The organism is Halomonas sp. KX33721 (assembly GCF_001596805.1).
Taxonomy (GTDB): Bacteria; Pseudomonadota; Gammaproteobacteria; order Pseudomonadales; family Halomonadaceae; genus Vreelandella; species Vreelandella aquamarina.
This window is the reverse complement of record NZ_LVIA01000032.1, coordinates 39,582-64,053: the sequence shown is the minus strand read 5'-3', so window position 1 is coordinate 64,053 and position 24,472 is coordinate 39,582. Positions and strand designations below refer to the sequence as shown.

At 54.1% G+C, this 24,472-nt stretch carries 25 protein-coding genes, 2 tRNA genes and 2 pseudogenes; 19 read left to right on the top strand and 10 right to left on the bottom strand.

Annotation, left to right across the window (positions count from 1 at the left end):
- Positions 1–41: 41 nt before the first annotated feature.
- Both purN and purM read right to left on the bottom strand, forming a co-directional pair.
- Entirely contained in the window at positions 42–785 is a 744-nt protein-coding gene (purN, locus tag A3220_RS12305; protein WP_044628316.1) for a phosphoribosylglycinamide formyltransferase, read from the bottom strand.
- Positions 782–1,860: pseudogene (gene purM / locus A3220_RS12300) on the bottom strand (phosphoribosylformylglycinamidine cyclo-ligase). The gene purN and the pseudogene purM overlap by 4 nt, the downstream one beginning before the upstream one ends.
- A gap of 199 nt (positions 1,861–2,059) precedes the next feature.
- Here purM and A3220_RS12295 point away from each other — a divergent pair.
- Positions 2,060–3,172, top strand: a complete 1,113-nt coding sequence (locus A3220_RS12295; RefSeq protein WP_044628314.1) for an AI-2E family transporter — start codon at positions 2,060–2,062, stop codon at positions 3,170–3,172.
- Complete coding sequence (gene hda / locus A3220_RS12290) at positions 3,169–3,873, top strand: DnaA regulatory inactivator Hda (protein WP_044628313.1); 705 nt, start codon at positions 3,169–3,171, stop codon at positions 3,871–3,873. Before A3220_RS12295 ends, hda begins: the two co-directional genes overlap by 4 nt.
- Positions 3,874–3,953: 80 nt before the next feature.
- Here the strand turns inward: hda and A3220_RS12285 are convergent, their stop codons facing one another.
- Complete coding sequence (locus A3220_RS12285; protein WP_044628312.1) at positions 3,954–4,328, bottom strand: phasin family protein; 375 nt, start codon at positions 4,326–4,328, stop codon at positions 3,954–3,956.
- Between the two features lie 303 nt (positions 4,329–4,631).
- On the opposite strand from A3220_RS12285, the gene A3220_RS12280 reads away from it, so the two are divergent.
- Positions 4,632–6,008 carry a class II fumarate hydratase gene (locus A3220_RS12280; RefSeq protein ID WP_054640838.1) on the top strand — a complete coding sequence of 459 codons (1,377 nt, stop codon included), beginning with the start codon at positions 4,632–4,634 and terminating at the stop codon, positions 6,006–6,008.
- A 37-nt stretch (positions 6,009–6,045) separates the two neighbouring features.
- On the opposite strand, the gene A3220_RS12275 is transcribed toward A3220_RS12280, so the two are convergent.
- Positions 6,046–7,116: an endonuclease/exonuclease/phosphatase family protein gene (locus A3220_RS12275; protein WP_054640839.1), complete on the bottom strand. Its 1,071-nt coding sequence runs from the start codon at positions 7,114–7,116 to the stop codon at positions 6,046–6,048.
- Positions 7,117–7,298: 182 nt separating this feature from the next.
- Between A3220_RS12275 and A3220_RS12270 the strand changes: the two genes are divergently transcribed.
- A tRNA-Val gene (locus A3220_RS12270) sits at positions 7,299–7,375 on the top strand.
- A 25-nt stretch (positions 7,376–7,400) separates the two neighbouring features.
- Positions 7,401–7,477: transfer RNA gene (locus A3220_RS12265), tRNA-Val, on the top strand.
- A 53-nt stretch (positions 7,478–7,530) separates the two neighbouring features.
- Here A3220_RS12265 and A3220_RS12260 read toward each other — a convergent pair.
- The 4 genes from A3220_RS12260 to A3220_RS12245 form a co-directional block, all read right to left on the bottom strand.
- Positions 7,531–8,001 (bottom strand): GAF domain-containing protein, encoded by a 471-nt coding sequence (locus A3220_RS12260; protein ID WP_054640840.1) that lies wholly within the window; start codon positions 7,999–8,001, stop codon positions 7,531–7,533.
- Positions 8,002–8,073: 72 nt separating this feature from the next.
- On the bottom strand, positions 8,074–8,868 hold the full coding sequence (locus A3220_RS12255; protein ID WP_054640841.1) for a MetQ/NlpA family ABC transporter substrate-binding protein: 795 nt from the start codon (positions 8,866–8,868) through the stop codon (positions 8,074–8,076).
- 113 nt (positions 8,869–8,981) lie between these two features.
- Complete coding sequence (locus tag A3220_RS12250) at positions 8,982–9,635, bottom strand: methionine ABC transporter permease (RefSeq protein WP_044628308.1); 654 nt, start codon at positions 9,633–9,635, stop codon at positions 8,982–8,984.
- Positions 9,616–10,659, bottom strand: coding sequence for a methionine ABC transporter ATP-binding protein (locus tag A3220_RS12245; RefSeq protein WP_054640842.1), 1,044 nt, complete (start codon positions 10,657–10,659; stop codon positions 9,616–9,618). The genes A3220_RS12250 and A3220_RS12245 overlap by 20 nt, the downstream gene beginning before the upstream one ends.
- 460 nt (positions 10,660–11,119) lie before the next feature.
- Between A3220_RS12245 and A3220_RS12240 the strand changes: the two genes are divergently transcribed.
- The 10 genes and pseudogenes from A3220_RS12240 to moaE all read left to right on the top strand — a co-directional run bounded on the left by A3220_RS12240 (position 11,120) and on the right by moaE (position 18,909).
- Positions 11,120–11,746, top strand: a complete 627-nt coding sequence (locus A3220_RS12240; protein WP_054640843.1) for a riboflavin synthase — start codon at positions 11,120–11,122, stop codon at positions 11,744–11,746.
- 197 nt (positions 11,747–11,943) lie between these two features.
- Complete coding sequence (locus tag A3220_RS12235; RefSeq protein WP_054640844.1) at positions 11,944–13,242, top strand: NCS2 family permease; 1,299 nt, start codon at positions 11,944–11,946, stop codon at positions 13,240–13,242.
- 34 nt (positions 13,243–13,276) lie between these two features.
- The gene (locus tag A3220_RS12230) at positions 13,277–13,822 is read left to right on the top strand and encodes an adenine phosphoribosyltransferase (protein WP_044628303.1); all 546 of its coding nucleotides are present in this window, start codon (positions 13,277–13,279) and stop codon (positions 13,820–13,822) included.
- Between the two features lie 6 nt (positions 13,823–13,828).
- The gene (gene gpt / locus A3220_RS12225) at positions 13,829–14,308 is read left to right on the top strand and encodes a xanthine phosphoribosyltransferase (RefSeq protein WP_044628302.1); all 480 of its coding nucleotides are present in this window, start codon (positions 13,829–13,831) and stop codon (positions 14,306–14,308) included.
- Position 14,309: 1 nt separating this feature from the next.
- Positions 14,310–14,994, top strand: a pseudogene (gene ung, locus A3220_RS12220) (uracil-DNA glycosylase).
- Positions 14,995–15,091: 97 nt separating this feature from the next.
- Positions 15,092–15,721, top strand: coding sequence for a uracil phosphoribosyltransferase (gene upp / locus A3220_RS12215; RefSeq protein ID WP_044628300.1), 630 nt, complete (start codon positions 15,092–15,094; stop codon positions 15,719–15,721).
- Positions 15,722–15,809: 88 nt separating this feature from the next.
- The gene (locus A3220_RS12210) at positions 15,810–17,039 is read left to right on the top strand and encodes a uracil-xanthine permease family protein (RefSeq protein ID WP_054640846.1); all 1,230 of its coding nucleotides are present in this window, start codon (positions 15,810–15,812) and stop codon (positions 17,037–17,039) included.
- Positions 17,040–17,061: 22 nt separating this feature from the next.
- The gene (mobB, locus tag A3220_RS12205; protein WP_054644961.1) at positions 17,062–17,610 is read left to right on the top strand and encodes a molybdopterin-guanine dinucleotide biosynthesis protein B; all 549 of its coding nucleotides are present in this window, start codon (positions 17,062–17,064) and stop codon (positions 17,608–17,610) included.
- A gap of 18 nt (positions 17,611–17,628) precedes the next feature.
- Positions 17,629–18,429 (top strand): cyclic pyranopterin monophosphate synthase MoaC, encoded by an 801-nt coding sequence (gene moaC, locus A3220_RS12200; RefSeq protein WP_062360390.1) that lies wholly within the window; start codon positions 17,629–17,631, stop codon positions 18,427–18,429.
- Between the two features lie 3 nt (positions 18,430–18,432).
- Complete coding sequence (moaE, locus tag A3220_RS12195) at positions 18,433–18,909, top strand: molybdopterin synthase catalytic subunit MoaE (RefSeq protein ID WP_074210515.1); 477 nt, start codon at positions 18,433–18,435, stop codon at positions 18,907–18,909.
- 9 nt (positions 18,910–18,918) lie between these two features.
- On the opposite strand, the gene A3220_RS12190 is transcribed toward moaE, so the two are convergent.
- Positions 18,919–20,520 carry a ribonuclease J gene (locus tag A3220_RS12190; RefSeq protein WP_044628296.1) on the bottom strand — a complete coding sequence of 534 codons (1,602 nt, stop codon included), beginning with the start codon at positions 20,518–20,520 and terminating at the stop codon, positions 18,919–18,921.
- A 274-nt stretch (positions 20,521–20,794) separates the two neighbouring features.
- On the opposite strand from A3220_RS12190, the gene purU reads away from it, so the two are divergent.
- Together purU and A3220_RS12180 are read left to right on the top strand one after the other, a co-directional pair.
- Positions 20,795–21,649 (top strand): formyltetrahydrofolate deformylase, encoded by an 855-nt coding sequence (gene purU, locus A3220_RS12185; protein WP_054640848.1) that lies wholly within the window; start codon positions 20,795–20,797, stop codon positions 21,647–21,649.
- 19 nt (positions 21,650–21,668) lie between these two features.
- Positions 21,669–22,340 (top strand): energy-coupling factor ABC transporter permease, encoded by a 672-nt coding sequence (locus A3220_RS12180; protein ID WP_054640849.1) that lies wholly within the window; start codon positions 21,669–21,671, stop codon positions 22,338–22,340.
- 21 nt (positions 22,341–22,361) lie between these two features.
- Here A3220_RS12180 and lexA read toward each other — a convergent pair whose 3' ends face one another.
- A complete protein-coding gene (gene lexA / locus A3220_RS12175) occupies positions 22,362–23,039 on the bottom strand; it encodes a transcriptional repressor LexA (protein WP_044628293.1) in 678 nt (225 codons plus the stop codon).
- Between the two features lie 228 nt (positions 23,040–23,267).
- On the opposite strand from lexA, the gene A3220_RS12170 reads away from it, so the two are divergent.
- Positions 23,268–23,945, top strand: a complete 678-nt coding sequence (locus A3220_RS12170; protein ID WP_044628292.1) for a TetR/AcrR family transcriptional regulator — start codon at positions 23,268–23,270, stop codon at positions 23,943–23,945.
- Positions 23,923–24,438 carry a L,D-transpeptidase gene (locus A3220_RS12165; protein WP_054640850.1) on the top strand — a complete coding sequence of 172 codons (516 nt, stop codon included), beginning with the start codon at positions 23,923–23,925 and terminating at the stop codon, positions 24,436–24,438. Before A3220_RS12170 ends, A3220_RS12165 begins: the two co-directional genes overlap by 23 nt.
- The last annotated feature ends 34 nt before the right edge of the window (positions 24,439–24,472 follow it).

The window sequence follows — 24,472 nt, the reverse complement described above, 5'->3', positions numbered from 1 at the left end:
CTGCGGCAAGGCTTTTTTTTAATGGAGGCTCTGCTGAGAAATTAGGCGTCGTCGATCTCTTCATCCAGCTCTTCAGCGGCATCCGCATGGGAGAGGCGCATGCCGTACGGCGGAAGCGGGTGGCCGTCCATGGTGGCACCCTCTGCGTTGTACTGCAGGCGTCCTTCCAGGAACCACTGCACCGCAATCGGGAAGATCAGGTGCTCGCGCGCGTGGACTTTCTCCTTTAGCGTCTCCACCGTGTCATCTGGGTTAACCTGCAGCTCCGCTTGCAGCACAACGGGACCGCCATCGAGCTCTTCAGTGACAAAGTGTACGCTGCAGCCGTGGTGCGAGGCGCCATCAGCTAATGCGCGTGCATGGGTGTTCAAGCCCTGGTAAGCCGGCAGCAGTGAGGGGTGAATATTAAGCATCCGCCCCAAGAAACGCTGTACAAAACGCGGTGTTAGAATGCGCATAAAGCCCGCTAGAACGATAACGTCTGGCTCGTGGCGTTCTATTACCTTGATCAGCGCGCCATCGTAAGCATCGCGGCTATCATATTCACGATGGGGAAGTACTACCGCTTCGATGCCAGCTTCATGGGCACGTTTCAGGCCATAGGCATCGGGCTCGTTGGAGATCACTGCAACGATCTCACCGCCCAAGCGGTCATGCTGCTGAGCATCAATGAGCGCCTGTAGATTACTGCCGCTGCCAGAGATCAGTACCACCACGCGGCGTGCGCCCACAGGATCAGGCGTCATGCCGTTTAGGGTGTCGCTGCTGTAGTCGGTGCTGCTCATGCGTTGTGGCTCGCTTGGGCGTGGTCGAGTACGACCGCCTCGTCCTGGCGCTGAATAATCTGACCGATTTGATAAACGGTCTCGCCCTGGGCCTCAAGGTGCGCCTTAGCGTTCGCTGCCTGCTCTGCGGGCACCACGATGACCATACCAATACCGCAGTTCAGCACGCGGTGCATTTCGGTTTCGTTGACGTTGCCTTTGGCCTGCAGCCAGTTGAACACTTCAGGGCGCTGCCAGCTGGTGAGATCAATGTGCGCTGCCAGGGTGTCTGGTAGAACGCGGGGGATATTTTCCAGCAGGCCGCCGCCAGTAATGTGCGAAAGGGCATGTACGGGGATGTCGGTGCCGCGCATCATGGAGAGCAGTGATTTTACATAGATGCGCGTAGGGGCCATCAAGCATCGCCTAGTGGCTTGCCGTCAACGGTTTCTTCCAGGGAAGCATTGCTGACTTCAAGAATTTTACGAATCAGCGAGTAGCCGTTGGAGTGGGGGCCAGAGGAGGCCAGACCGAGCAGCACATCGCCTTCGGCCACCTTGCTGCCGTCGAGAATCTCTGACTTTTCTACGACGCCAACGCAGAAGCCGGCCAGGTCGTAGTCGCTGCCTTCGTACATGCCGGGCATTTCTGCGGTTTCACCACCTACCAGTGCACAGCCTGCTAGCTCGCAGCCAGCGCCAATACCGGTCACTACGTCGGCAGCAATATCCACATCTAGTTTGCCCGTGGCATAGTAGTCCAGGAAAAGTAGCGGCTCGGCACCCGCCACGATCAAGTCATTCACACACATGGCTACCAGGTCGATGCCGATAGTGTCATGCTTGCCAAGATCCATAGCCAGACGCAGCTTGGTGCCCACCCCGTCTGTGCCGGAGACGAGTACCGGCTGTTTATAACCCGCGGGCAGCTCGCACAGCGCGCCAAAACCGCCAAGGCCACCCATCACTTCAGGGCGTGATGTGCGCTTGGCAACGTGCTTGATACGATCAACAAGGGCGTTGCCGGCATCAATATCGACGCCTGCGTCTTTGTAGCTGAGAGAGGGAGTAGCCTGGGAGGGAGAGGTCTCGGTCATGACAGGTCCTGTGAAGCCTATGCAAAGCTGCAATGCGATTGTGCTGGCAAGTAGCCAGTGCCGGAGCAATAACGGGGTGCGATTGTATCACTCAGCGACGTAAGTCGCATCGATGTGACGCGTTATCAGGTGCGCTGCGGGCAACTTTTGTTACTATTCAAGCATTACTGCTGACCGTATATCCAGGAAGGAGCGTGGAATGAGAAACTCAAGGTGGGGAATTGCGCTACTTGTCGCGCTGGTTGGCACGGTTTACTTTCTCGATGCAGTACTGATGCCCTTTATTGCTGGGTTGATATTGGCGTACTTGGCCGACCCATTGACCAATTATTTCCAACGCCTGGGAATGAAGCGTGTTTGGGCAGTCAGCAGCGTGTTTTTAGTCCTGATGATTGTTCTGGCGCTGAGCTTACTTATTCTTATTCCGCTGGTGGTACAACAGATTAAGCAACTGGGCGAAGCGCTCCCGGGCGTGCTTAACTGGATTGAAGGCGTATTGGCTCCACAGGTGCAAGAGTGGACGGGCTATGACCTCGCCTCCGAGCTGAGCAATGTACGTGAAACGCTGGTTGAAAACTGGCGTGATGCGGGTAGTTACGTTGCCCAGGCGTTAGGCCAGATTGGCCGCTCGGGCATGGCGTTTGTCTCTTGGGTCACCTATGTAGCGCTGATTCCTGTGGTGACGTTTTATTTGCTGCTGGATTGGGAGCGCATGCTTAACAATATGGCGAATCTAGTACCCCGCCAATGGGTGGACGATACGTTTCGCTTGGCACGTCGCTGTGATGAGGTATTAGCCTCGTTTTTACGCGGTCAACTGCTGGTCATGCTTTGCTTGGGTATTATCTACGCAGTGGGTTTAACCCTGTTGGGGCTTAACTTTGGCCTGCTGATTGGTGTGCTCTCTGGGCTAGTGAGCATCGTGCCATTTTTAGGTTTTATCGTCGGGCTAGTAATTGCTCTGGTGGTGGCACTGTTTCAGTTTGATACGTGGTGGGCGCTATTAGGCGTCATTGCCGTGTTTGGTCTGGGGCAAGTGGCTGAAAGCGTGGTGCTGCAGCCGAAGCTATTAGGCGATAAGATTGGTCTGCATCCGGTAGCAGTTATTTTTGCCGTACTGGCGGGTGGGCATCTCTTTGGTTTAACTGGGGTGTTGTTAGCGCTTCCGGCGGCGGCGGTGATTATGGTGCTGCTGCGAGAAGTAAAAGATCGTTATAAAAATAGTGCGCTGTATGATGCACGGTCAGAACCATTAGAACAGCAAACACAGCATGATGAGCTGGGTCGCGACGACAAAAGGGAGTCATCATGAGCCGAGTACCGGCACAGCTACCGCTTGGGGTAGGGTTGCGCGACGATGCTACGTTTAATAATTACTACGCATCCAGTGCCAATGCTTCGTTGGTAGACCACTTAAGCCATCAGCTAATGCCTGGCTCAGAGCCGTTTCTTTATCTATGGGGCGCGCCGGGCAGTGGCCGTAGCCATCTTTTGCAAGCGGCCTGCCATGCGGCCTCTGATCAAGACAAACGAGCGCTCTATTTACCTCTGGCTGATTTAGGTCATTTCCCCCCGCTGATGCTAGAGGATATTGAGCGTCTTGATTTAGTCGCGATTGATGACCTTGAGTATGTGATAGGCCGTAAGCGCTGGGAGGAAGCGCTATTTCACGCGTTTAATCGCTTACGGGATGCGGGCAAAGCATTACTGATTGCCGCCAATAAGCCTCCACGCCACTTGGAAGTAGCCCTACCGGATTTGGCATCGCGTCTTGCCTGGGGGGTAACGTTTCACCTACATCCTATGGATGATAGTGATCGTTTGGCCGCCTTAAAGCTGCGTGCGAATGTCCGCGGGATGCAACTACCGGATGACGTTGGGCGCTACATTATGCATCGTGGCCCAAGGGAGCTAGGGGAGCTGTGTCGAGCGCTGGAAACGTTGGATCAAGCGTCACTCTCTGCGAAACGTAAACTCACCATTCCTTTCGTGAAATCCGCGCTTAATTGGTAAAACGCCCCTGCCAGAGAGCTGGCAAGGGCGTCATCTAGCCGCTTTTAAGTTGCTGAATCGCTTTCGCGATCAGTTCAACATTAGGCAGTTTTGCTCATTTTGCTGGCAGTAGCTTGTGCCTGCTTAACGTTATCTTCCGTCAGCTTTTGGCTCTTCTGCAAGAAGTCCTGCTGCAGTGATACCACTTTGTCTGCATCACCTTTGACGCGCTCAGCCAACTCTTTGGCTACTTTCTGCTGGCCTTCCATGTAGCTGCGCAGGCCCTCAGCGTCTTTAACGCTCATCAGCTGGCGCATTTGTGCAATGCCGGTATCAACATAGGCTTTGTTAGCGTCTAGCTGAGCGTTTAGCAGTTTTTCAGAATAGTCGATGCTGAGGCTCATGTAGGCACGTGCCGGAGCCATAAACAGGTTATCGAACTGCTGAGTCATTTCATTGGTGTTAAAGGTACGCATAATCAACACTCCTGTGCCATTGCTAAGGTCTGTGGGCTGCTAAGCTAAACCCAAGACGATTCGTTTATCAGCGACGGCGAGCTAAGGAATGCACCGTTACTGATCTGGGTTATCTTGCATTGCAGCATAGCAAGCGGTTTTGTGCAGCGCAACAATTTGGGCAAAATAAACCTTGAAAACGCGCCCAGCCAGCTTGGTGGTTTACCAAACCGTGCGGGGTGGCTAGGCTGAAGCGTAGAGAGAATCGTTATCAATGAAGTGGTGTTAGTTCAAATGCCGCTGATGACTTAACAGGAGTGTGGAATGGATACGCGTATTGAACGAGATAGCATGGGAGAGCTTGAGGTACCGGCAAAGGCGCTTTACGGTGCCCAGACCCAGCGTGCCATTAATAATTTTCCCGTCTCAGGCACGCCCATGCCGGTGGCATTTGTGCATGCCGTGGCACGCATTAAGCTAGCGGCTGCTCGTAGCAATTACCAGCTAGGTCTATTAGATGCCGAGCGCGCGCAGGCTATCGAAAAAGCCGCACAAGCGGTGATTGATGGCCAGCATGACGACCATTTCCCCATTGACGTTTTCCAGACTGGCTCGGGCACCTCCACCAATATGAACGTGAATGAGGTGCTGGCGACGCTAGCTAGCCGTGAAGGGGTGGAGGTCACGCCCAATGACCACGTCAACATGGGGCAATCCAGTAACGATGTGATCCCGACCGCGATTCATCTCTCCGCCGCTATCGCCGTGAATGAGTCACTGAAGCCTGCATTAGTCGCGCTACAAGCGACCATTGATCGCCGTGCTGACGAACTCAGCCATGTCGTTAAAACCGGGCGTACCCATTTGATGGACGCTATGCCTTTGCGGATGGATCAAGAGTTAGGGGCGTGGTCTAGTCAGGTGGGGCAAGCCATTGAGCGCTTTGACAGTGCGATGGTGCGGTTATGCCGCCTTGCCCAGGGTGGAACTGCAGTGGGTACGGGGATTAACGCGCCGGAGGGCTTTGCTGACTTAATGGCGAAAGAACTGAGCCAACAAACGGGCCTCTCTTTTGTTCCTAACGATAGCTTTTTTGCCAGCTTGGCTTCGCAAGACGCTGCGGTGGAATTATCCGGCCAGCTGAAAGGCTTCGCCTGCGTGGTGATGAAGATCGCCAACGACCTACGTTGGATGAACTCGGGGCCGCTGGCCGGGCTGGGTGAAATTGAGCTTGAAGCGCTGCAGCCGGGTAGCTCTATTATGCCGGGCAAAGTCAACCCGGTGATTCCCGAGTCGGCAGCACAGGCGGCGGCGCAGGTGATGGGGTTAGATACGGCGATCACAGTGGCGGGGCAGAGCGGCAATTTCCAGCTTAACGTTATGCTGCCGCTGGTGGCGTTTAATCTGCTCACGTCAATTACTCTGATGAGTAATACCGCCAAGCTGTTGGCTGAGCGTGCTATCGCAACTTTCAAAGTGCGTGAAGATAACCTGCAGGTGCCGCTGGCGCGTAACCCGATTTTGGTGACCGCGCTGAACAGTGTGATTGGCTACAACGCGGCCGCCGCGATTGCTAAAAAGGCATATCAAGCAGGACGGCCGATTATCGATGTCGCGGAAGAGGAAACGGACCTGGACCGCGCCACCCTAGAGCGCCTGCTTGATCCCACTGTATTAACGCAAGGCGGTCTGCCCGAGTAACCTATTCCATCCTACGCCTAGCGATTGGGCAAAACGGTTAAGTTTGCTGCGTCTCCGCTTTGCCCTTTTCAATGGTTTCGCTGGCTTCCTGGCGCTCTTCTTGACTGGCTTCTGGTGTTTCATGCTCGTTCTGGCGAGTAGGGCGATAGCAGAGTGTGGCCAAAATAGGGAAATGGTCAGACCCAAAAGCATCCAAGCGCTGCATGCTGTCCAGCGTAAAGTGCTCACTGACAAAGACGTGATCTAACGGCCAGCGCAGGACCGGGTAGTTAGCGTGAAACGTGCTGAACATGCCCCGGCCACGACGAGGGTCAAGCATGCCGCTGATGCGGCAGAAGCGTCGGGTAGTGCGCGACCAAGCAACATCGTTTAGATCGCCTGCGACCAGAGTGGCAGAAGGGTGGCGATGAATTTCCTTACCAACTAACAGTAGTTCAGCATCGCGCCAGAGCGACTTCTCGCTTTCACTGGGTGCTGGCGGACGCGGGTGAAGAGCATATAGGCGGATTCGGTCGCCGCTTTCCAGCGTGACATAGGTATGGATAGAGGGGATGTCATCCTGAATCAGCCACTTTACCTCGGTCTCGCTGAGGGTTAGTCGCGAGTACATATGCATGCCGTAAAGATTATCGAGCGGAATTTTGACGCTATTAGGCCACTTATCCTCTAACGCTTGATCTAGTTGATCCTGCCACCACTGGTCTGACTCCAGCGTTAGCACAATATCGGGCTGGTATTGCTCAATCATACTGAGCAGTTTATCCGCCTGGCGATTCGGAGTAAGCACATTGGCGATCAGCAGGGTGATTTTTTGATTGCTTGGCGCCTCATGGGTCGATTTCACTTGAACGGGCCAGAGACGCGTCCAAGGGATGATGTAACGCAGCTGTATCAGCAGGGTAAGCAGCGATAAGCCTGTCGATGCCATTCGCCATTTACCTGGCTCCAGCAGCATCCAGCTTGCTAGCGCACATACCCCAGCGAGTAAGGCAATCTGCAGGCGTGGAAACTCAAAACTGCGTATCCACCACCAGCGCAATCTTATGCGAGCAATTAACGTGGAAAGTAGCAGTAAAACGGCGATGCATCCTAGCAAAGGCCCTAGCAAAACTTACCTCCTTATTTCACGGGCGATCAGTATTAATCTATGTCCAGCTTAGTCCTTAGGTTTGATAAGTGCCGACATTATTCATAGAAACAGCGATAAGGTACTCGTTGGTAAGGGTGTGAAGAATAAAAACTACTTGCAATTCAGCTATGAAGCCGTAGAATACGCATCCGTTGCACAGCAGGACCATAGCTCAGTTGGTTAGAGCGCCACGTTGACATCGTGGAGGTCGGCGGTTCAAATCCGCCTGGTCCTACCAAATTTCATATGTGCAAATCCTTTCTAGGACCATAGCTCAGTTGGTTAGAGCGCCACGTTGACATCGTGGAGGTCGGCGGTTCAAATCCGCCTGGTCCTACCAGATTCTAAAAAGCCCCGCTCATTGAGTGGGGCTTTTTGTTGTTTAATGCGCCATCAAACGAAGCGGGGAAGGTCTGTTTGCCGCACGAAAGTGGCCACCAGCGCCTCGATGCCAGCCTGGTCTTCTTGGCTAAAGCGCGCGTGCTGGGGGCTGTCGATATCCAGAACGCCCCATACGAAACCGTCGTGTACGATGGGGACGACCAGCTCGGAACGTGAATCGGCGTCGCAAGCGATGTGGTCAGCCACCGCGTGAACGTCATCGACCCGTTGCGTTGCCTGTTCACGGGCCGCAGCCCCACAAACGCCTTTGCTAAAAGGGATGGGGTGGCAGGCGGGTTTGCCCTGGAATGGCCCAAGGCACAGTAGCTGCGGTTCGCGCTGCAAATAAAAGCCAACCCAGTTCAGCGCTTCTAGCGTTTGCTGAATGAAGGCGCAGGTTTGGGCGCTGTTGGTCAGCCAGTCGCGTGTGTCTAGCAAGGCCTCTAGCTGGCGGTTGAGCAGGGTGTAATCGGTGGTCGACATACCATCTCCTTGGTGAAACGCATCAGGCCAGCCTTTCGGCTGGCCTGATAATGAATGACGAACGGATGAGAGTTACTCGTCGGTCCAGCCCGGTACCGCCGCGCCTTTGAACAGCTCGTCGGCTTTCTCGATCACTTCGTCACGCTGATAAGCGTCGACCAACTGGCGAATCTCTTCGCGATCTTCATCGCCACCGCGAACTGCGATCAGGTTGACGTAGGGAGACTCAGGGCCTTCCTTGATCAGCGCATCGTCCAGGCTCAGGCCAGCCGGTTGGGCGAAAGTGTTGTTGATGAAGGCCATATCCACGTCGGGAAGCACGCGGGGAAGCTGGGCGGCTTCGATTTCACGGAAGCGGAAGCCGCGCGGGTTTTCTGCGATATCGATCGGCGTCGCTTCCAGGAAGGTCGGATCGTTCAGGGTGATCAGGCCTTCATTGTGCATCAGAATCAGCGCACGACCTTCGTTAGAAGGGTCGTTGGGCAGCGCGATTTGTGCGCCGTCCGGCAGTTCATCAATGCTGTCGTACTTTTCAGAGTAAGCGCCGATGGGATACACGAAGGTGTAACCGGCAATGGCAAAGTCGTAGCCGCGGTCATTCACCATCGCCTGCATGTAGGGCTCGTGCTGGTAAGCGTTGGCATCCAGGCTGCCATCGGCCAGTGCGGCATTCGGCGTTACGTAGTCAGTGAACTCGATGATTTCGACGTTCAGGTCGTACTCTTCTTTGGCAATGCGAGCGGCGACTTCCATCACTTCGGTTTCAGGACCAGCTACGGTGCCCATTTTAATGGTACGGGTTTCCGCATTGGCAACGTTGATGGCAAGTGCAAGCGCGGTCAGGCTGCCGATAATGACTTTTTGCATGGCGTTACTCCAGTGTCGTTATGCATCGTGGTGCAATGATGAGGGAATAAGAAACGCAAGTCTAATGCGTTTTTGTTATATTTAGCTATGTCGATGAAAGGCGCTGGCTATGACTATTTACGGTCGCTTTTGCGCACTAAATAGTCGCCTAGGCTTTGGAATCCTTGTACCAGCACCACTAGAATCACCACAGTGATTAGCATAATGGTTGGGTTGAAGCGGTTGTAGCCATAGCGAATGCCAAGGTCGCCAAGGCCGCCGCCGCCTACTGCGCCTGCCATGGCTGAGTAGCTCACCAGGGTGACGAGCGTAATGGTGAGGCCAGTAATAATGCCGCCGCGAGCTTCGGGAATCAGCACCTTGGTAATAATTTGCCAAGGCGTCGCACCCATGGATTGTGCCGATTCAATTAACCCTGGAGAAATCTCGTTGAGCGCGCCTTCAATGAGGCGAGCCACAAACGGAATTGCTGCAATGGTCAGCGGTACGGAGGCGGCGTTGATGCCGATAGACGTACCTACCAGCATGCGGGTGAAGGGGATGATGGCCACCATCAAAATGATGAAGGGAATTGAGCGGCCAATATTGGTAATGATACCCAACACTTGGTTAAGCACCGGCATCGCCAGAATTTGTCGCGGGCGGGTGACATAAAGCATTACGCCCAGTGGCAGGCCAAGCAGTGTGGCGATGACGCCGGACACTGCCACCATATAAAGGGTATCCAGCGTGGCCTGTAAAATAAGATCAAACATTGCGCTGGACATGGCCGAGTACCTCCACCTGTAGTTGATGCGCTGCTAAATAGGACATGGCTTGCTGGGTTTGCTCATGGCTGCCCAGTAATTCGGCAATCATTAGGCCAAGAGTGCGGTCCTGAATGGACTCGACTTTGGCCTGCAAAATGCTGACATCGACGCTGCACTCACGCGCCAAGCGAGAAATGAGCGGCGTGGAGACAGCATCGCCTGAGAAAGTCAGCCGCACCACCGGATGTGTATGTTCGCTGGGGCTCTCTTCCAGGCGTTCCAAAAGCTCTTTGGGAGGGCTGAGCTGTAGAAAGTCGTTCAAAAAGTCGCGGCCAAGCTGGGTGGCTGGCGCAGTAAAGAAGTCGCCGACTTCCGCGTCTTCTACCAGCTTGCCGTCAGAGATCAGGCTTACCCGATGGCAAATCGATTTCACCACTTCCATTTCGTGGGTAATCAGCAGAATGGTAATCCCCAACTGATGGTTGATATCCCTGAGGAGTTCAAGGATTGAACTGGTCGTTTGCGGGTCGAGGGCTGAAGTCGCTTCGTCGCATAGCAGCACGTTGGGCTTGCTGGCCAGGGCGCGGGCAATGGCCACGCGCTGTTTTTGGCCGCCGGAAAGCTGGGCAGGGTACTGCTTCGCTTTATCGGCTAAGCCCACCATCTCCAATAGCGGTAAAACACGATTTTTGATAGTGCTGCGCTTTTCGCCCATCAGCTCCAGGGGAAGGGCGACATTATCAAACACGGTCCGCGTGGTGAGCAGGTTAAAGTGCTGAAAAATCATACCAATACGATGGCGAGCATGGTTGAGCTCACGACGGCGCAGACCGGTCATTTCTTGACCATCCACCAAAACGCTACCGCTAGTGGGGCGTTCTAGCAGATTGACGCAGCGAATGAGCGTCGATTTGCCCGCACCGGACAGACCAATCACGCCGTGTATCGTGCCTTTGGGAATCGTTAAATTAACATTCTGAAGAGCATGGACGGCGCTGTCGCCGCTGCCATAGATTTTACTAACGTTGCTAAGTTCAATCATAGCGTCTGCCTTAATGGTAGGCCGAAGACGGAGTGCGAGGGGCAAGCGTAGGGCGGGGAACAAAAAAAGGCCACCCTTGCGGGTGGCCATCAACGCTGGACACACCCTTTTAGCTGCACTTCACCCCGCCAAAGGCCAGGTGGACGCCCGCAATCTGGGTACAAATCGGCGTCATTACATTTGCGGCGAAAGTCTAAAGAGTGGCGAATGGGTTGTCAATTAAATCCGTTCTATTTCATGTTTTTAAGTTCGCATACGGGTTTATTTTCTTTTTAGTTGATAGTTTTTGGTTTTTGTTGCTGTTTCGAGGTGATTGAACTGCTTGCTAACAGCAAAAAAGCCATGATCAATAGGCGTCTGCTAACCACTGGCTGCACAAGGTTGGGTCATTAGTAGTAAGCTTGCGCGAGTTTTTATGGTCTACGCCATCCTACTAACCTGAGATTGAAAGGAAGGGCCAATGTTTACTGGCATTGTTCAAGGTATCGCTGAGGTCGTTGAGGTGCATGAACTAGAGGAGTTCCGCACCCATGTGGTTGCTCTGCCAGAGAGTATGCGTAGCGGGTTAGAGATTGGTGCATCAGTGGCACATAACGGCGTTTGCCTGACGGTAACGGCGATAGATGGTGAGCGCGTTAGCTTTGACCTGATGCGCGAAACGCTGAGATTGACCAATCTTGGTGCAATTACGCCAGGCCAATGCGTCAATATAGAGCGCGCAGCTCGTTTTGGGGATGAAATTGGCGGGCACTCCATGTCAGGCCACATTATTTGTATGGCGAAGGTAGTAGCTATTGAAGAGGCTCCTAATAACCGTCGGCTCTGGTTTGCGTTGCCTGATAAAGCGGCCAAGTTTGTGTTTGAAAAAGGCTATATTGGTGTCGACGGTATCAGCCTCACCGTTGGCGATGTACGCCCATCTGCCGATGGGGTAGGGGTGGAGTTCAGTGTTAATCTCATCCCTGAAACATTGTCACGCACGATGTTAGGTAGCCGTTTGATGAATGACTGGGTCAATATTGAAATTGACCCGCAGACTCAAGTGATTGTTGAGACGGTGGAGCGGGTTCTGGCGAGCCGCCAATAGTGGAAAATCTTGGCTCTTTGTTGACCAATCGGTTAGCTCATGGCCTGAAGTTTGCTAATAAATTAGGTGTGAGGCTTCTCCTCAACTTAGCTAGCCGCACTTGAGGTGCTCGCATCGCGTGGTGCCTTTCGGTAGTATGTGCGGCTTTTCTCGCATCAAGGGACGCATTCAGCGTAAGCGCGAAGGATAAAAACTAAATGAAATCACTGGACAACTACTTCAAGCTCACAGAGCAGAAGACCAATGTAAAAACGGAAGTGATCGCCGGGATTACAACGTTTCTTACCATGGCGTATATCATCTTCGTTAACCCAAGCATTCTCTCGGAAGCGGGAATGGATTACGGCGCTGTGTTCGTAGCCACCTGTTTGGCCGCGGCGATTGGCTGTTTCGTGATGGGCCTATGGGCCAATTATCCGATCGCTCAAGCGCCGGGTATGGGGTTGAATGCCTTCTTTACCTACGGCGTGGTGTTGGGTATGGGCTACACCTGGGAAGCGGCGTTAGGGGCCGTCTTCTTCTCTGGTTTGACCTTTTTCCTGCTGAGTATTTTTAAAATTCGCGAATGGATCATTAATTCTATTCCGCTCTCTTTACGTTTGGGCATCGCGGCGGGTATCGGCCTTTTCCTGGCAATGATTGCACTGAAGAATGCCGGTATTGTCGTGGCAAACCCGGCAACCTTTGTTGCCCTTGGTGACCTATCAGAGCCTGCGCCGCTTTACGCGCTGCTGGGCTTCTTCGTGATTACCGCATTGGCTTACCTGCGTGTTACTGGCGCCGTTATGATCGGCATTATTGGTGTCACCGTGCTGGCCATGGTGCTGGGTCACAATCAGTACGGTGGCATTATGTCGATGCCTCCTTCGATTGCACCGACGTTCATGGCGATGGATCTGGTGGGCGCGCTAGATGTAGCCATGCTCAGCGTTATCTTCGCTTTTTTGTTTGTCGATCTGTTTGATACGTCCGGTACGCTGGTAGGTGTTGCTCACCGTGGCAAACTATTGGATGAAGACGGCAAGCTGCCGCGTATTGGTCGTGCCATGATGGCAGATAGTACCGCTTCGATGGCGGGCGCCGCGCTGGGTACCTCCACCACGACCAGCTATATCGAATCAACCGCAGGTATTGTATCTGGTGGGCGTACTGGCTTAACGGCCGTTGTGGTGGGCGTACTGTTCTTGATCAGCCTATTTTTCGCGCCGCTGGCAGGTTCTATTCCGGCTTATGCAACGGCGGGTGCGCTACTGTATGTAGCGGTACTGATGGCGGGTAGTCTTGCACATGCCAACTGGGAAGACCCCACAGACGCCGCGCCGGTGCTGATCGCTGCGCTGGCCATGCCGCTGACCTTCTCGATTGCCGAGGGTATTGCCCTGGGCTTTATCAGCTACGTTGCCATCAAGACCCTGTCAGGTCGATTCAGCGACCTGAATCCGGCAGTGGTCGTGCTGGCGCTGCTGTTTGCAGCAAAGTTCCTGTTCCTGGGCTAACTGCCCGCATTTTGACTAATCAATGAGAGACGCGATGAGCATCTACGGCGATTATATTAAGTCCGTTATTCGCACGGTTCCTGACTGGCCAGAGCAAGGAGTGAACTTCCGTGACATCACTCCGCTGCTGCAAAACAGCGCTGCCTTTCGCAAGCTGATCGATAGCTTCGTGCACCGCTACCAGGAGATGAACTTGGATGCCATCGCGGCCATTGACGCCCGTGGCTTTATTATCGGTGCGCCGCTGGCGTATGAGTTGGGCTGCAGCTTTGTGCCGGTGCGTAAAAAAGGCAAGCTTCCGTTTAAAACTATCAGCGAAACCTACACGCTGGAGTATGGTCATTCAGAAGTAGAGCTGCATGCTGATGCGTTCCAGGAAGGCGACCGGATCCTGTTAATGGACGACTTGATTGCCACTGGTGGCACGATGCTGGCAGCCGCGAATTTGATTCAGCGCTGCGGTGGGCAGGTGGTGGAAACAGCCACTATCATTGATCTGCCTGAGCTGGGTGGTTCTCAGAAAATTCGCGATGCGGGCTATAGCGTATTCGCGGTCTGTTCCTTTAACGAAGACGAGTAATTCCCCATGAGCAGCGAACGCTACCATCAACATTTCACCGTCTCTTGGGACCAAATTCACCGCGACGTGCGCCAACTTTGCCATCTTTTAATCGAACGTGATTTTAAGGGCATTGTGGCGATTACTCGCGGCGGCTTGATTCCGGCTGCGCTGATTGCTCGCGAACTGAATATCCGTTTGATTGATACCGTGTGCATCAAAAGTTACGACCATATGGATCAAGGTGGTCTGGATATTATGAAAGGGGTGGATCACGACGGTGACGGCTGGCTGCTGGTTGATGACCTCGTCGATACGGGAAAAACGGCACGCGCCGTACGCGAAATGCTCCCAAAAGCGCACTTTGTCACGATTTACGCTAAGCCAGAGGGTCGCCCTTTGGTGGATCAATACCTGACCGAAGTGGCTCAGCAGTGCTGGATTCAGTTTCCTTGGGATATGGGCATTGCCTACGTAGAGCCTCTCGCTGACCAAATGAAAAAGTAATATGGCTAACCCGCTACCCGAAGACTGGAGCCAGTGGCTGGGGCAGGATTTTCAGGCTGACTATATGTCCGCCCTGAAAGCATTTTTGGCCGCAGAGAAAGCGGCTAAGAAAGTGATCTACCCTCACTCCTCAAACTGGTTTCGCGCCTTTGAATTAACGCCGCTCTGCTCGGTGAAAGTGGTAATTCTAGGGCAGGATCCTTACCACGGGCCTAATCAGGCCCATGGGCTCTGTTTTTCGGTACAGCCGGGCGTGCAAGTGCCGCCGTCGCTGGTCAATATCTACAAAGAGTTGGCAAGCGATGTCGGTTTTACCCCAGTGCGTCATGGCTTTTTAGAGTCGTGGGCGAAGCAGGGGGTGCTGCTGCTGAACACAGCGCTTACCGTTGAGCAGGGCAACGCCGCGTCGCATCGGGGAAAAGGTTGGGAGCATTTTACCGACCGGGCTATTGAAACCGTGAGTCAGCATGCAGAGTCCTGCGTTTTTTTTGCTGTGGGGTAGCCATGCTCGCCAGAAAAAAGCGCTCATCGATACCTCTCGCCATTTGGTACTTGAGTCACCACACCCGTCGCCCCTGTCGGCGCACCGTGGTTTCTTTGGTAATCACCACTTTTCACGGGCGAATCAATTCTTGCAGGAGCAAGGGCGGACGCCAATTGAGTGGCAATTGCCCGAAACCCCTTAACCTGATGGTCAGTTGCGGGTAGAATGGCGCGCAATTTTGTAAGCATGTCGATGCGACCTAGGTCGCTATCCTGAATCCCCTGCAGTGAGGAAGCCCCATGAGTGTCTACGCCATTAACCATCCGCTTGTTCAACATAAGCTGGGATTGATGCGCGAAGCTGATTTGAGCACTAAGAGCTTTCGTGAACTGGCAGGTGAAGTGGCTAAGCTTTTGACCTATGAAGCAACCAAAGGTCTGGAGCTGGAAGACCATGAGATTCAGGGCTGGAACGGCGAGCCCATTGCGACCCGTCGTTTGAAAGGTAAGAAAGTCACTATCGTGCCGATCCTGCGTGCCGGGCTAGGCATGTTGGAGGGCGTAACGGATTTAATCCCTAGCGCACGGGTAAGCGTTGTTGGCCTTTACCGGGATGAAGAGACGCTTCAACCGGTACCTTACTTCGCTAAATTCGCCAACGACATCGAAGAGCGCATGGCGATTGTGATTGATCCGATGCTGGCGACTGGTGGTTCGATGGTGGCCACGTTGGATATGCTGCGTGAGCGTGGCTGTGAACATATGAAAGTGATTGTCTTAGTTGCTGCCCCTGAAGGGATTAAACGGGTGCAAGATGCTTATCCTGATGTAGAGATTTACACGGCGTCGGTGGATGACCGACTCGATGAGAATGGCTACATCGTCCCCGGCTTGGGAGATGCCGGCGATAAGATTTTCGGAACGCGTTAAGCGCTCCGCCTCAAAAGGCCCCTTACGCTTCGCGTTGGGGGCATTTTTTTGCCTCCGTTACTAATAACCGACCCCCAGGAGTGGTGTGATGACAAACAGTGCTGGTCAAGAGTCGTGGCCTAAAATGCTGCTTACCGGCGCGCAAATGCTGTTCGTGGCCTTTGGTGCGCTTGTGTTGGTTCCGCTATTAACCGGGCTAGACCCCAGCGTGGCACTCTTTACCGCCGGGATTGGCACGTTGGTGTTTCATGGCGTGACCAAACAAACGGTGCCGGTGTTTCTAGCTTCTTCCTTTGCATTTATTGCTCCTATTCAAGGCTCAATCGCCAGTTTTGGTGTTTCTGCCACGCTGGGCGGCCTGATGGCCGCGGGCCTTGTCTATGTTGCCATTTCCCAGGCGGTGCGCTTGAAGGGCACCGCCTGGTTGCATCGTTTGCTACCTGCTGTCGTGGTGGGCCCAGTGATTATGGTGATCGGTTTAGCGCTAGCGCCAGTCGCGGTCAGTATGGCAACCGGTGAAACCAGCGATAATATTAGCTATGGGCAAGCTATTTTTCTCTCCATGGCCAGTCTGTTAGTAACCTTATTGCTCGCGGTGTTTGGCCGTGGGCTGCTGCGTTTAGTGCCGATTATGGGCGGCATTGCAACGGGGTATGCGTTGGCGCTGATTATGGGGGTGGTTGATTTTACTCCGGTGCGTGAAGCGGCTTGGCTCTCTATTCCCAACTTTACCGCGCCGAGTTTTCACTGGGCGGCCATCCTGTTTATGATTCCAGTGGCCATCGCTCCCGCCGTTGAGCATATTGGCGATATGGTGGCGATTGGCTCGGTGACACGTAAAAACTATCTTGAAAAACCTGGCTTGCACCGCACGTTACTGGGCGATGGCTTGGCAACGACGGCAGCAGCCCTGTTCGGTGGGCCGCCTAACACGACCTATTCAGAAGTTACCGGTGCTGTGACGCTAACCAAGGCATTCAATCCAAAATATATGATTGTGGCTGCTGTTATTGCCATCATCCTTGCCTTTGTTGGCAAATTGGGGGCGCTGCTGCAGACAATTCCCGGGCCGGTCATGGGGGGGATTATGACGCTGCTATTCGGCTCTATTGCCGTAGTGGGGATGAATACCCTGGTGCGCGCAGGTCAGTCGCTGACTGCGGCGCGTAACCTAGTGGTGGTGTCACTTATTTTGGTGTTTGGTATCGGTGGTATGCAGTTTGGTGGCGGGCAATTCACTTTGCAGGGCGTTAGCTTAGCCGCTTTGGTAGGCATTGCGTTAAACTGGTTATTGCCCGCAGAAAAAGAGGATGAGTAACCCGTGGCGCGAATGGTGACTTATGAGTGATGCCCTACGATGCTCGTTTCCCGTATTAGGGGTGGCAGCCTGGAGTGGGACCGGTAAAACCACGCTGCTAGAGCAGCTGTTACCTCTACTGCGCGAAAAGGACCTTTCGGTAGCGGTGATTAAACATGCCCACCACCAGTTTGATGTGGATCAGCCGGGTAAAGACAGCTACAAGCTGCGTAGCGCCGGGGCCACTCCTATGCTGATTGCATCGCGCCAACGTTTTGCACTGATGCAGGAGACGCCAGGGCAGAAGGAGCCTGATTTAGCCTATTTGCTTACCCTAATGGCGCCGCATCACCCTGATCTGGTGATTGTGGAAGGCTTCAAAGCATGGCCTATTCCCAAGCTGGTGCTTTACCGAGACGGAATAGGCGATCCGGCTATTTTATGCGATGAGTGGGTGCAGGCGGCTGCGCTTACTGCTGAGCCGCCGGTGGCTCTTAGGCCATCGGTGGCCCGCTTGGCTTTAAATAATTGTGAAGAGATTGCTCGCTGGGTAAGTGAGTGGGCCGACCAACAACGCCGCACTCTGGCTTGATGATGAAAAGGTGACACCATGCAGTTAACCCACCTGAACGCGCACGGCGAAGCGAATATGGTTGATGTCGGCGATAAGCGCGAGACCCGTCGTGAGGCTGTTGCCTCTGGGCGAATCGTGATGCAGCCCAATACTCTGCAGCTATTAAGCGATGGGGCGCTGCCCAAAGGGGATGTACTCGCAACAGCGCGTATTGCGGGTATTCAAGCAGCGAAGCGAACTCATGAACTGATTCCGCTCTGCCACTCGCTGGCGCTCTCCAAAGTAGCGGTGGATTTCGATATTGACCATGCAAATGGCTGGGTGAATGTATCGGCCATGTGTCGCTTGAACGGGCGCACGGGCGTCGAGATGGAAGCGTTGACGGCCGTTTCGGTTGCTTGCCTGACGCTTTACGATATGTGTAAAGCCGTTGATAAAGAGATGCGCATTGAAGCTGTGCAGCTCGACAGCAAGCGAGGCGGATTGCGTGGTGACTATCAGCGGGAGCGTGAGATGGTCACGCCCATTGTCACCGGTGAAGGCGCAGTGGGAGAGGTAAGCTTAGGTGAGCGCTGTGCCTCGCCCTGTGTGCGCGTCAAGTTTTTGGCAGAGCTGCGTGAGCGGGTCGGTGAGAGCGATCTGGCCATTGGGCTTGATAAGCTGCCAAGTCGCGATGTGGCCGGGCTAAAAGCTGCGCTTAGCGCCCAGGATGCACGCTTTTCCGTGCTGGCTGATCAGCGCACTCTATGTGCCATTAACCAAGTGATGGCAAATGATAGCGCTCGTATCACTGATGATGACGAAGTGGCCTTTTTTCCACCGGTAACGGGAGGCTAAGCCGTGTCTGTTAGCGAGCCGACATTGCCAGACATCGCGGTAGAAGTGCAGTCCGCTCCGTTTTCAATGGCGTACGGCTATGAGAGCGCGCTGCGCCAGCGCACCGACATTGGTGCGATTGTGACGTTCACCGGGTTAGTGCGAGATTTTAACGAGACGCCCGACGTAACGGGGTTAACCCTTGAGCACTATCCAGGAATGACTGAGCGCACCTTAACGCAAATTGCTGAGCAAGCCTGGCAGCGCTGGGCGCTGCAGGCGGTGCGTGTTATTCATCGGGTGGGCGACTTATCCCCGGGCGACCCTATCGTTAGAGTGCTGGTGGCAAGCGCGCACCGCCGCGATGCGTTTGAGGCCTGCGATTTCATTATGGATTATTTAAAAACCCAGGCGCCGTTTTGGAAGAAAGAGCACTCCAAGCAGGGGGCGTACTGGGTTAAAGAGCGCCACACCGATCAGCAGGATGCTGAACGCTGGTAACACCTGTGTTTAAGGCTCGTCGTTTAACTCTTCGATGGTCGGCATTTCAGCGGCCATGATCTGCAGGTGCACGTCTGGCATATGTTGCAAGTGGTTAGCCAGCCAGTGCACCAGCCTTGGCTGCAGCGCATGGCGCAAATCAGCCAAGGTGTCTGCCTCAATCTCTTCTAGCTGCTCATCCAGCCACTCGCTGAAGCTATCTTCATCCATAGGGCTTGCGCCGTTGGCGTCAAGCATCAGACGACCAATACGACACCATCCCGTTTCTGTTGCTGCTACCGGTAGCGCTAGAAACAGACTGCCACGACGGGCAGTGGGATGGCTGCTCTCAAGGCCAGGGTGAGGCACGACGCTATTTTGGTTAACAATGCAAGGCGGCTGTGGGTAGCGCGTTTCGCAGCGCAGCCCTTGGTGGTCAAGCACGATCATATCGCCATTCACCGGTGCTAGCGGCGCTCTGATACCTAGCTCCTCAGCAAGCGCTTGGTGCGCCTCCTGATGGCGCGCTTCACCATGTACCGGCAGTAGCATTTTGGGCCTCACCCACTGGTAGAGCTTTTTCAGCTCTTCCTGAGCGGGGTGGCCGGTGGCATGAAGCTCGGGGTGGTTCATTTCGTCGAACAGCGTGACACCGAGTTGCAGTAAACGTTTTTTAAGCTGCTCGATAGGGCGCTCATTGCCTGGAATTGTTTTGGCGGAAAAAATCACGCTATCGCCGGGTTCCAAGTCCACAAAGGGGTGTCGACGCTGCGCTAAACGCTGCAAGGCAGCGCGAGGCTCGCCTTGGCTACCGGTGGCAATAATCACGACCTCCTCCGGTGGTAGATAGCCCAAATCATGGGGTGGCACCAGGGGGGGGAAGTTATCCAGATAACCAAGGCCTCTAGCAACACTGACCATGCGCTCCATTGAGCGGCCCATCAAACTAACGCGACGGCCACACGCTTGGGCCGCTAAGCCAATGGCCAGTACGCGCGCTAGGTTGCTAGCAAAACAGGACACTACCACGCGGCCTTTACACGCTTTCAATGTGGTGGAAAGCGCCTTGGCAACATCCCCCTCGCTGCCCGACTGCCCTGGCATTGGCGCATTGGTCGAGTCACCTACCAGAAGATCCACCGGCGCCAGTGCTCTAAACTGGGCAGCGTTCACGGGGGCGCCAATCAGTGGGTTGGGGTCGAGTTTCCAGTCGCCGGTGTGCAGTATGCGGTAATCACCCGCCTGCATCATGATGGAGCAGCTTTCGGGGATGGAGTGGGTAACACTCAAGTAGCGCAGTGTAAATGGCCCGCTCTCCACCGCATCGCCTGGTTCAATCACTTCAATGGAGGCGCTGCTGAGCTGGTGTTCGGCGAATTTGTAACGCAATAGCCCTGCTGCGAGAGGAGTGGCAAAGATAGGGCAACCCCATTTGGGCCATAGCCACGCCACCGCACCAATATGATCTTCATGACCATGGGTGATAAACAGCGCCTTAGGTGTGATCTTCAGTGCCTCTAGGGTATCGGTATTAGGTACTTGCAGCGGCGAGTTGGGCAGGTCTTGGCGAATCATCATGCCGCAATCTACGGCGATCCACTGGTCGTCGTATCCATACAGCGTAAGATTCATTCCAATTTCACCACATCCACCTAGCGGGAGTAGGCGCAGGGGCGGGCGACGACGGGGACGAAGTTGAACGCGGGATGGATGCATCAGTTATGAAAAGCCTAGAAAGTAATTCCTTAACTATACGGGAAGCGGGGGGCGGGTAACAATCATCGCGGCACCTGACCACGGTGCTTCCTCATCGTGCTTACGGTACACTACCGCCGCTAATGTGGTTTACCTGCTGGTAGGCAGGTGCTTGGCGAGCGTGCCGTTAAATACGTTAAGAGTGTTTGTTATGTCTCATTACTATCGTTTAGTTGTTTCCTGCCCAGATCAAGTGGGCATCGTGGCGCGTGTCTCAAGTTTTATTGCTCAACAAGGCGGCTCAATTACCGAAGCCAGCCAGCACTCTGACTTAGAGACTGGCCGCTTTTTTATGCGTTACGAGATTCTGGCGGATTCTCTGGGTATGTCGGCGGAAGCACTGCGCACGTCGTTTGAGCCGGTGGCGGCTGAATTTGATATGCAGTGGTCGCTGGTGGATACCCAAAAGCGCCGCCGTGTGGTGTTGATGGTGTCTCGGGAATCCCACTGCTTGGTGGACCTTCTCTACCGCTGGCAGGCAGGTGAGTTGGATTGCGATATTGTCGGCGTTATCTCTAATCACGATGATATGCGCTCGCTGACTGAATGGTATGGCATCCCTTATCATCATGTACCAGTTGACCCGGCTAATAAACAAAAGGCTTTTGAACAGGTGCAGGAGCAGATTGATGCTGCCCGCGCTGACTGCATAGTGCTGGCACGCTATATGCAAATTCTGCCACCTTCGCTTTGTGAACGGTATGCAGGGCGCGTGATTAACATTCATCACAGCTTCTTGCCTTCCTTTGCGGGTGCCAAGCCGTATCATCAAGCCTATGAGCGGGGCGTGAAACTGATTGGGGCAACTTGCCACTATGTGACAGAAGAGCTGGATGCAGGCCCCATAATTGAGCAGGACATTCACCGGGTCAGCCACTGTCACACGCCTACTGATTTGGTACGTTTTGGTCGCGATGTGGAAAAAGCGGTATTGGCGCGGGGGCTGCGTTGGCACCTAGAAGATCGCGTGCTAATTCACGGCAACAAAACGGTCGTTTTTAGCTAATCGGCAGAAGGGGGGCGCTATGTCGTTTGCACAAAGCGTATTGGCACCGTGGGCACTCGTGATGACGTGGCTTTTATCGTTGGGTGTCATCGTCTGGTGCTTATGCCTGCGCCCCTGGCGGCCACTACTTGAGGATACAGCGCTTCAGCACCGCTGGATGGCAGCTACGTTGGCCGTCATGTTGATGTGGCAATTGCGTGCGCAAGCGGTGGACTGGTTAACGCTTCACTTGGTGTTTACGGTGCTGATGACGCTAGTCTTTAAAATGCCGCTGGCGTTGATCAGCAACGTGATGATTAATGTCGCCATGGTAGCTATTGGCAGAAACGATTGGTCGCTAATGGGGGCAAATATGCTGGTGACAGGTATTGTGCCTGCGACCGTGACCGGTTTTGTATGGCGAATCGTTGACCGTCGGTTGCCTGATAATTTGATGGTGTTTTTATTTGCTTGTGGCTTTTTTGGAACGGCCTTGGCGACCTTAGGGGGAGGGCTATCTGCTGTTGCGCTGATTATCGTAGCGGGCACTGATCCCGAGGCCGTCTATCTCGCCCAAGAGTATGCCCGCTTTTTACCGTTACTGATGCCGTCAGAGGCATTTATAACCGGTATGCTGCTGAGTATTTTACTAGTGTACCACCCAAGCTGGGTGGCCACCTTTAATGACCACCGCTATATCGACTTGCAGTAGCCTGCCTTACAGGTTGGGCAACTAGCCAAGCGCTTGCCCATTACCACCGCGAATAACACCAACACCCACGCCTTCAATATCAAGCTGCTGAGTGCGTAGGTCGATCTCAATTGGTGCGAAATCTGCGTTCTCGGCAATCAGTGTTACTTGATGCCCTTGGCGTTTAAAACGCTTGACTGTTACTTCGTCTTCTAGTCGTGCCACGACAATTTGCCCATCGCGAACGCGGTCAGTGCGATGCACGGCCAGAAGGTCGCCTTCAAGAATGCCTACATCTTTCATGGATAGGCCGCGCACCCGTAGCAGGTAATCTGCTTTAGGCGTGAAGTACTCAGCGGGCAGCGGGCAGTAACGGTCAATATGTTCAGCCGCAAGGATAGGGCTGCCAGCGGCGACCTCACCAATCACAGGAAGCCCATTGGGCAGCGGCTCATTAGTAGCAGGTGCTGCAGCCGCTGGCGTTTCAGTAAGCTCCTGCGGCTCCTGGTTAGGTAAGCGGATGCCTCGTGATGTATTGCGAATTATACGAATAGCGCCTTTGCGCTCGAGCGCACGCAAATGCTCTTCTGCTGCGTTAGGCGAGCGGAATCCCAGCGCTTTGGCAATTTCGGCGCGGGTAGGGGGGTAGCCAAGCTCACCCATGGTCTTAACAATAAAATCAAATACGTGCTGCTGACGTGCTGTGAGTGGACGCGACATACCAAACTCCAAAACAGTGAAAAGACAGTAGCTACATGTCGGCTTAATCAGTATGTGTTTAAGTATACAGTATGTTGCTCTGTCCAGTACATGACGAGTTACACCCAACCGAGACAGTCGTTAAGTGTTTAGTTAACGCTTACTACCCTTTGGATAAGAGATTGAGCCAGCAGGGGTTATGACATAGTATTCAGCTATGTTTAAAACACCTGTTTTTTGGAGGGCGCTATGGCCCAATCGGATACGGTAACGCGTATTTTAGATACTGCAGAGGTACTGTTTGCAGAGCGAGGCTTTGCCGAGACGTCGCTGCGTAATATCACCAGCAAGGCCCGGGTTAATTTGGCGGCCGTGAACTACCACTTTGGTTCCAAAAAAGCGCTAATTCAAGCGGTGTTTTCCCGCTATCTCGATCCATTTTCAGAGCGTTTTCACACCGCACTGGACGAGCTAGAAGCTCACTATCAAGGCCAGCCTATTCCTCTAGAAGTGCTGTTAGAGACCATGGCCACTACGGTACTGGCAGTGCCCGCCGAACGTAATAGCCTGAAGGTATTTATGCGGCTACTAGGGTTAGCCTACAGTCAGGCGCAAGGGCATCTGCGTCGCTATATTCAGCAGCAGTATGGCGATGTATTTACCCGTTTTACCGAGCTGGTGCGTAAAGCCACGCCTGAGCTGCCGGACGCCGAGCGCTTTTGGCGGCTACACTTTATGCTAGGCACAGTGATATTTACGCTCTCAGGACTGGATGCCCTGCGTGATATTGCTGCAAAGGATTATCAAGAGCAGGTGACGGTGCGTGACCTTGTGCGGCGGCTACGTCCAGTCGTTGTTGCTGCGATGAACGCGCCGCTACCGGCTGCGGTTGAAGAGGGAAACCATGGCAACGCCCAGGCTAGCTGAATTACCGCCTTCCCAATCTGGTTGGGTGGAGATTGACACCCAGCGGCAGCGGTTGCGCTGGTGGCAGGGAAAGGAAGTGAACTATGAGTGCGCGATCTCCACTGGGGTTGCTGGCGTAGGGCAGCAAGAGGGTAGCGGCCAAACACCGCTGGGCTGGCACTATGTCCGTGCGTCTATCGGCAAGGACTTGCCTGATAATGCGGTATTTCGTGGTCGCCGATGGACTGGCGAAGTATTTTCGCCTGAATTGGCGACCAATTACCCTGAGCGAGACTGGATTCTAACGCGCATTATGTGGCTCTGCGGGCTGGAGCGCGGCGTTAACCGCGGCGCTGACGTGGACTCCCAGCGGCGCTACATTTATTTGCACGGCACGCCTGAAGAACAACCGATGGGTGTGGCTGCCTCTCACGGCTGCATCCGCCTGCGAAATCACGATTTACACTACCTGTTTGCACACGCCCAACCCGGTACGCCGGTTTGGTTGCATTAAGCCCACTTCCGGGCGTCCTGCCAGAATTTTGACA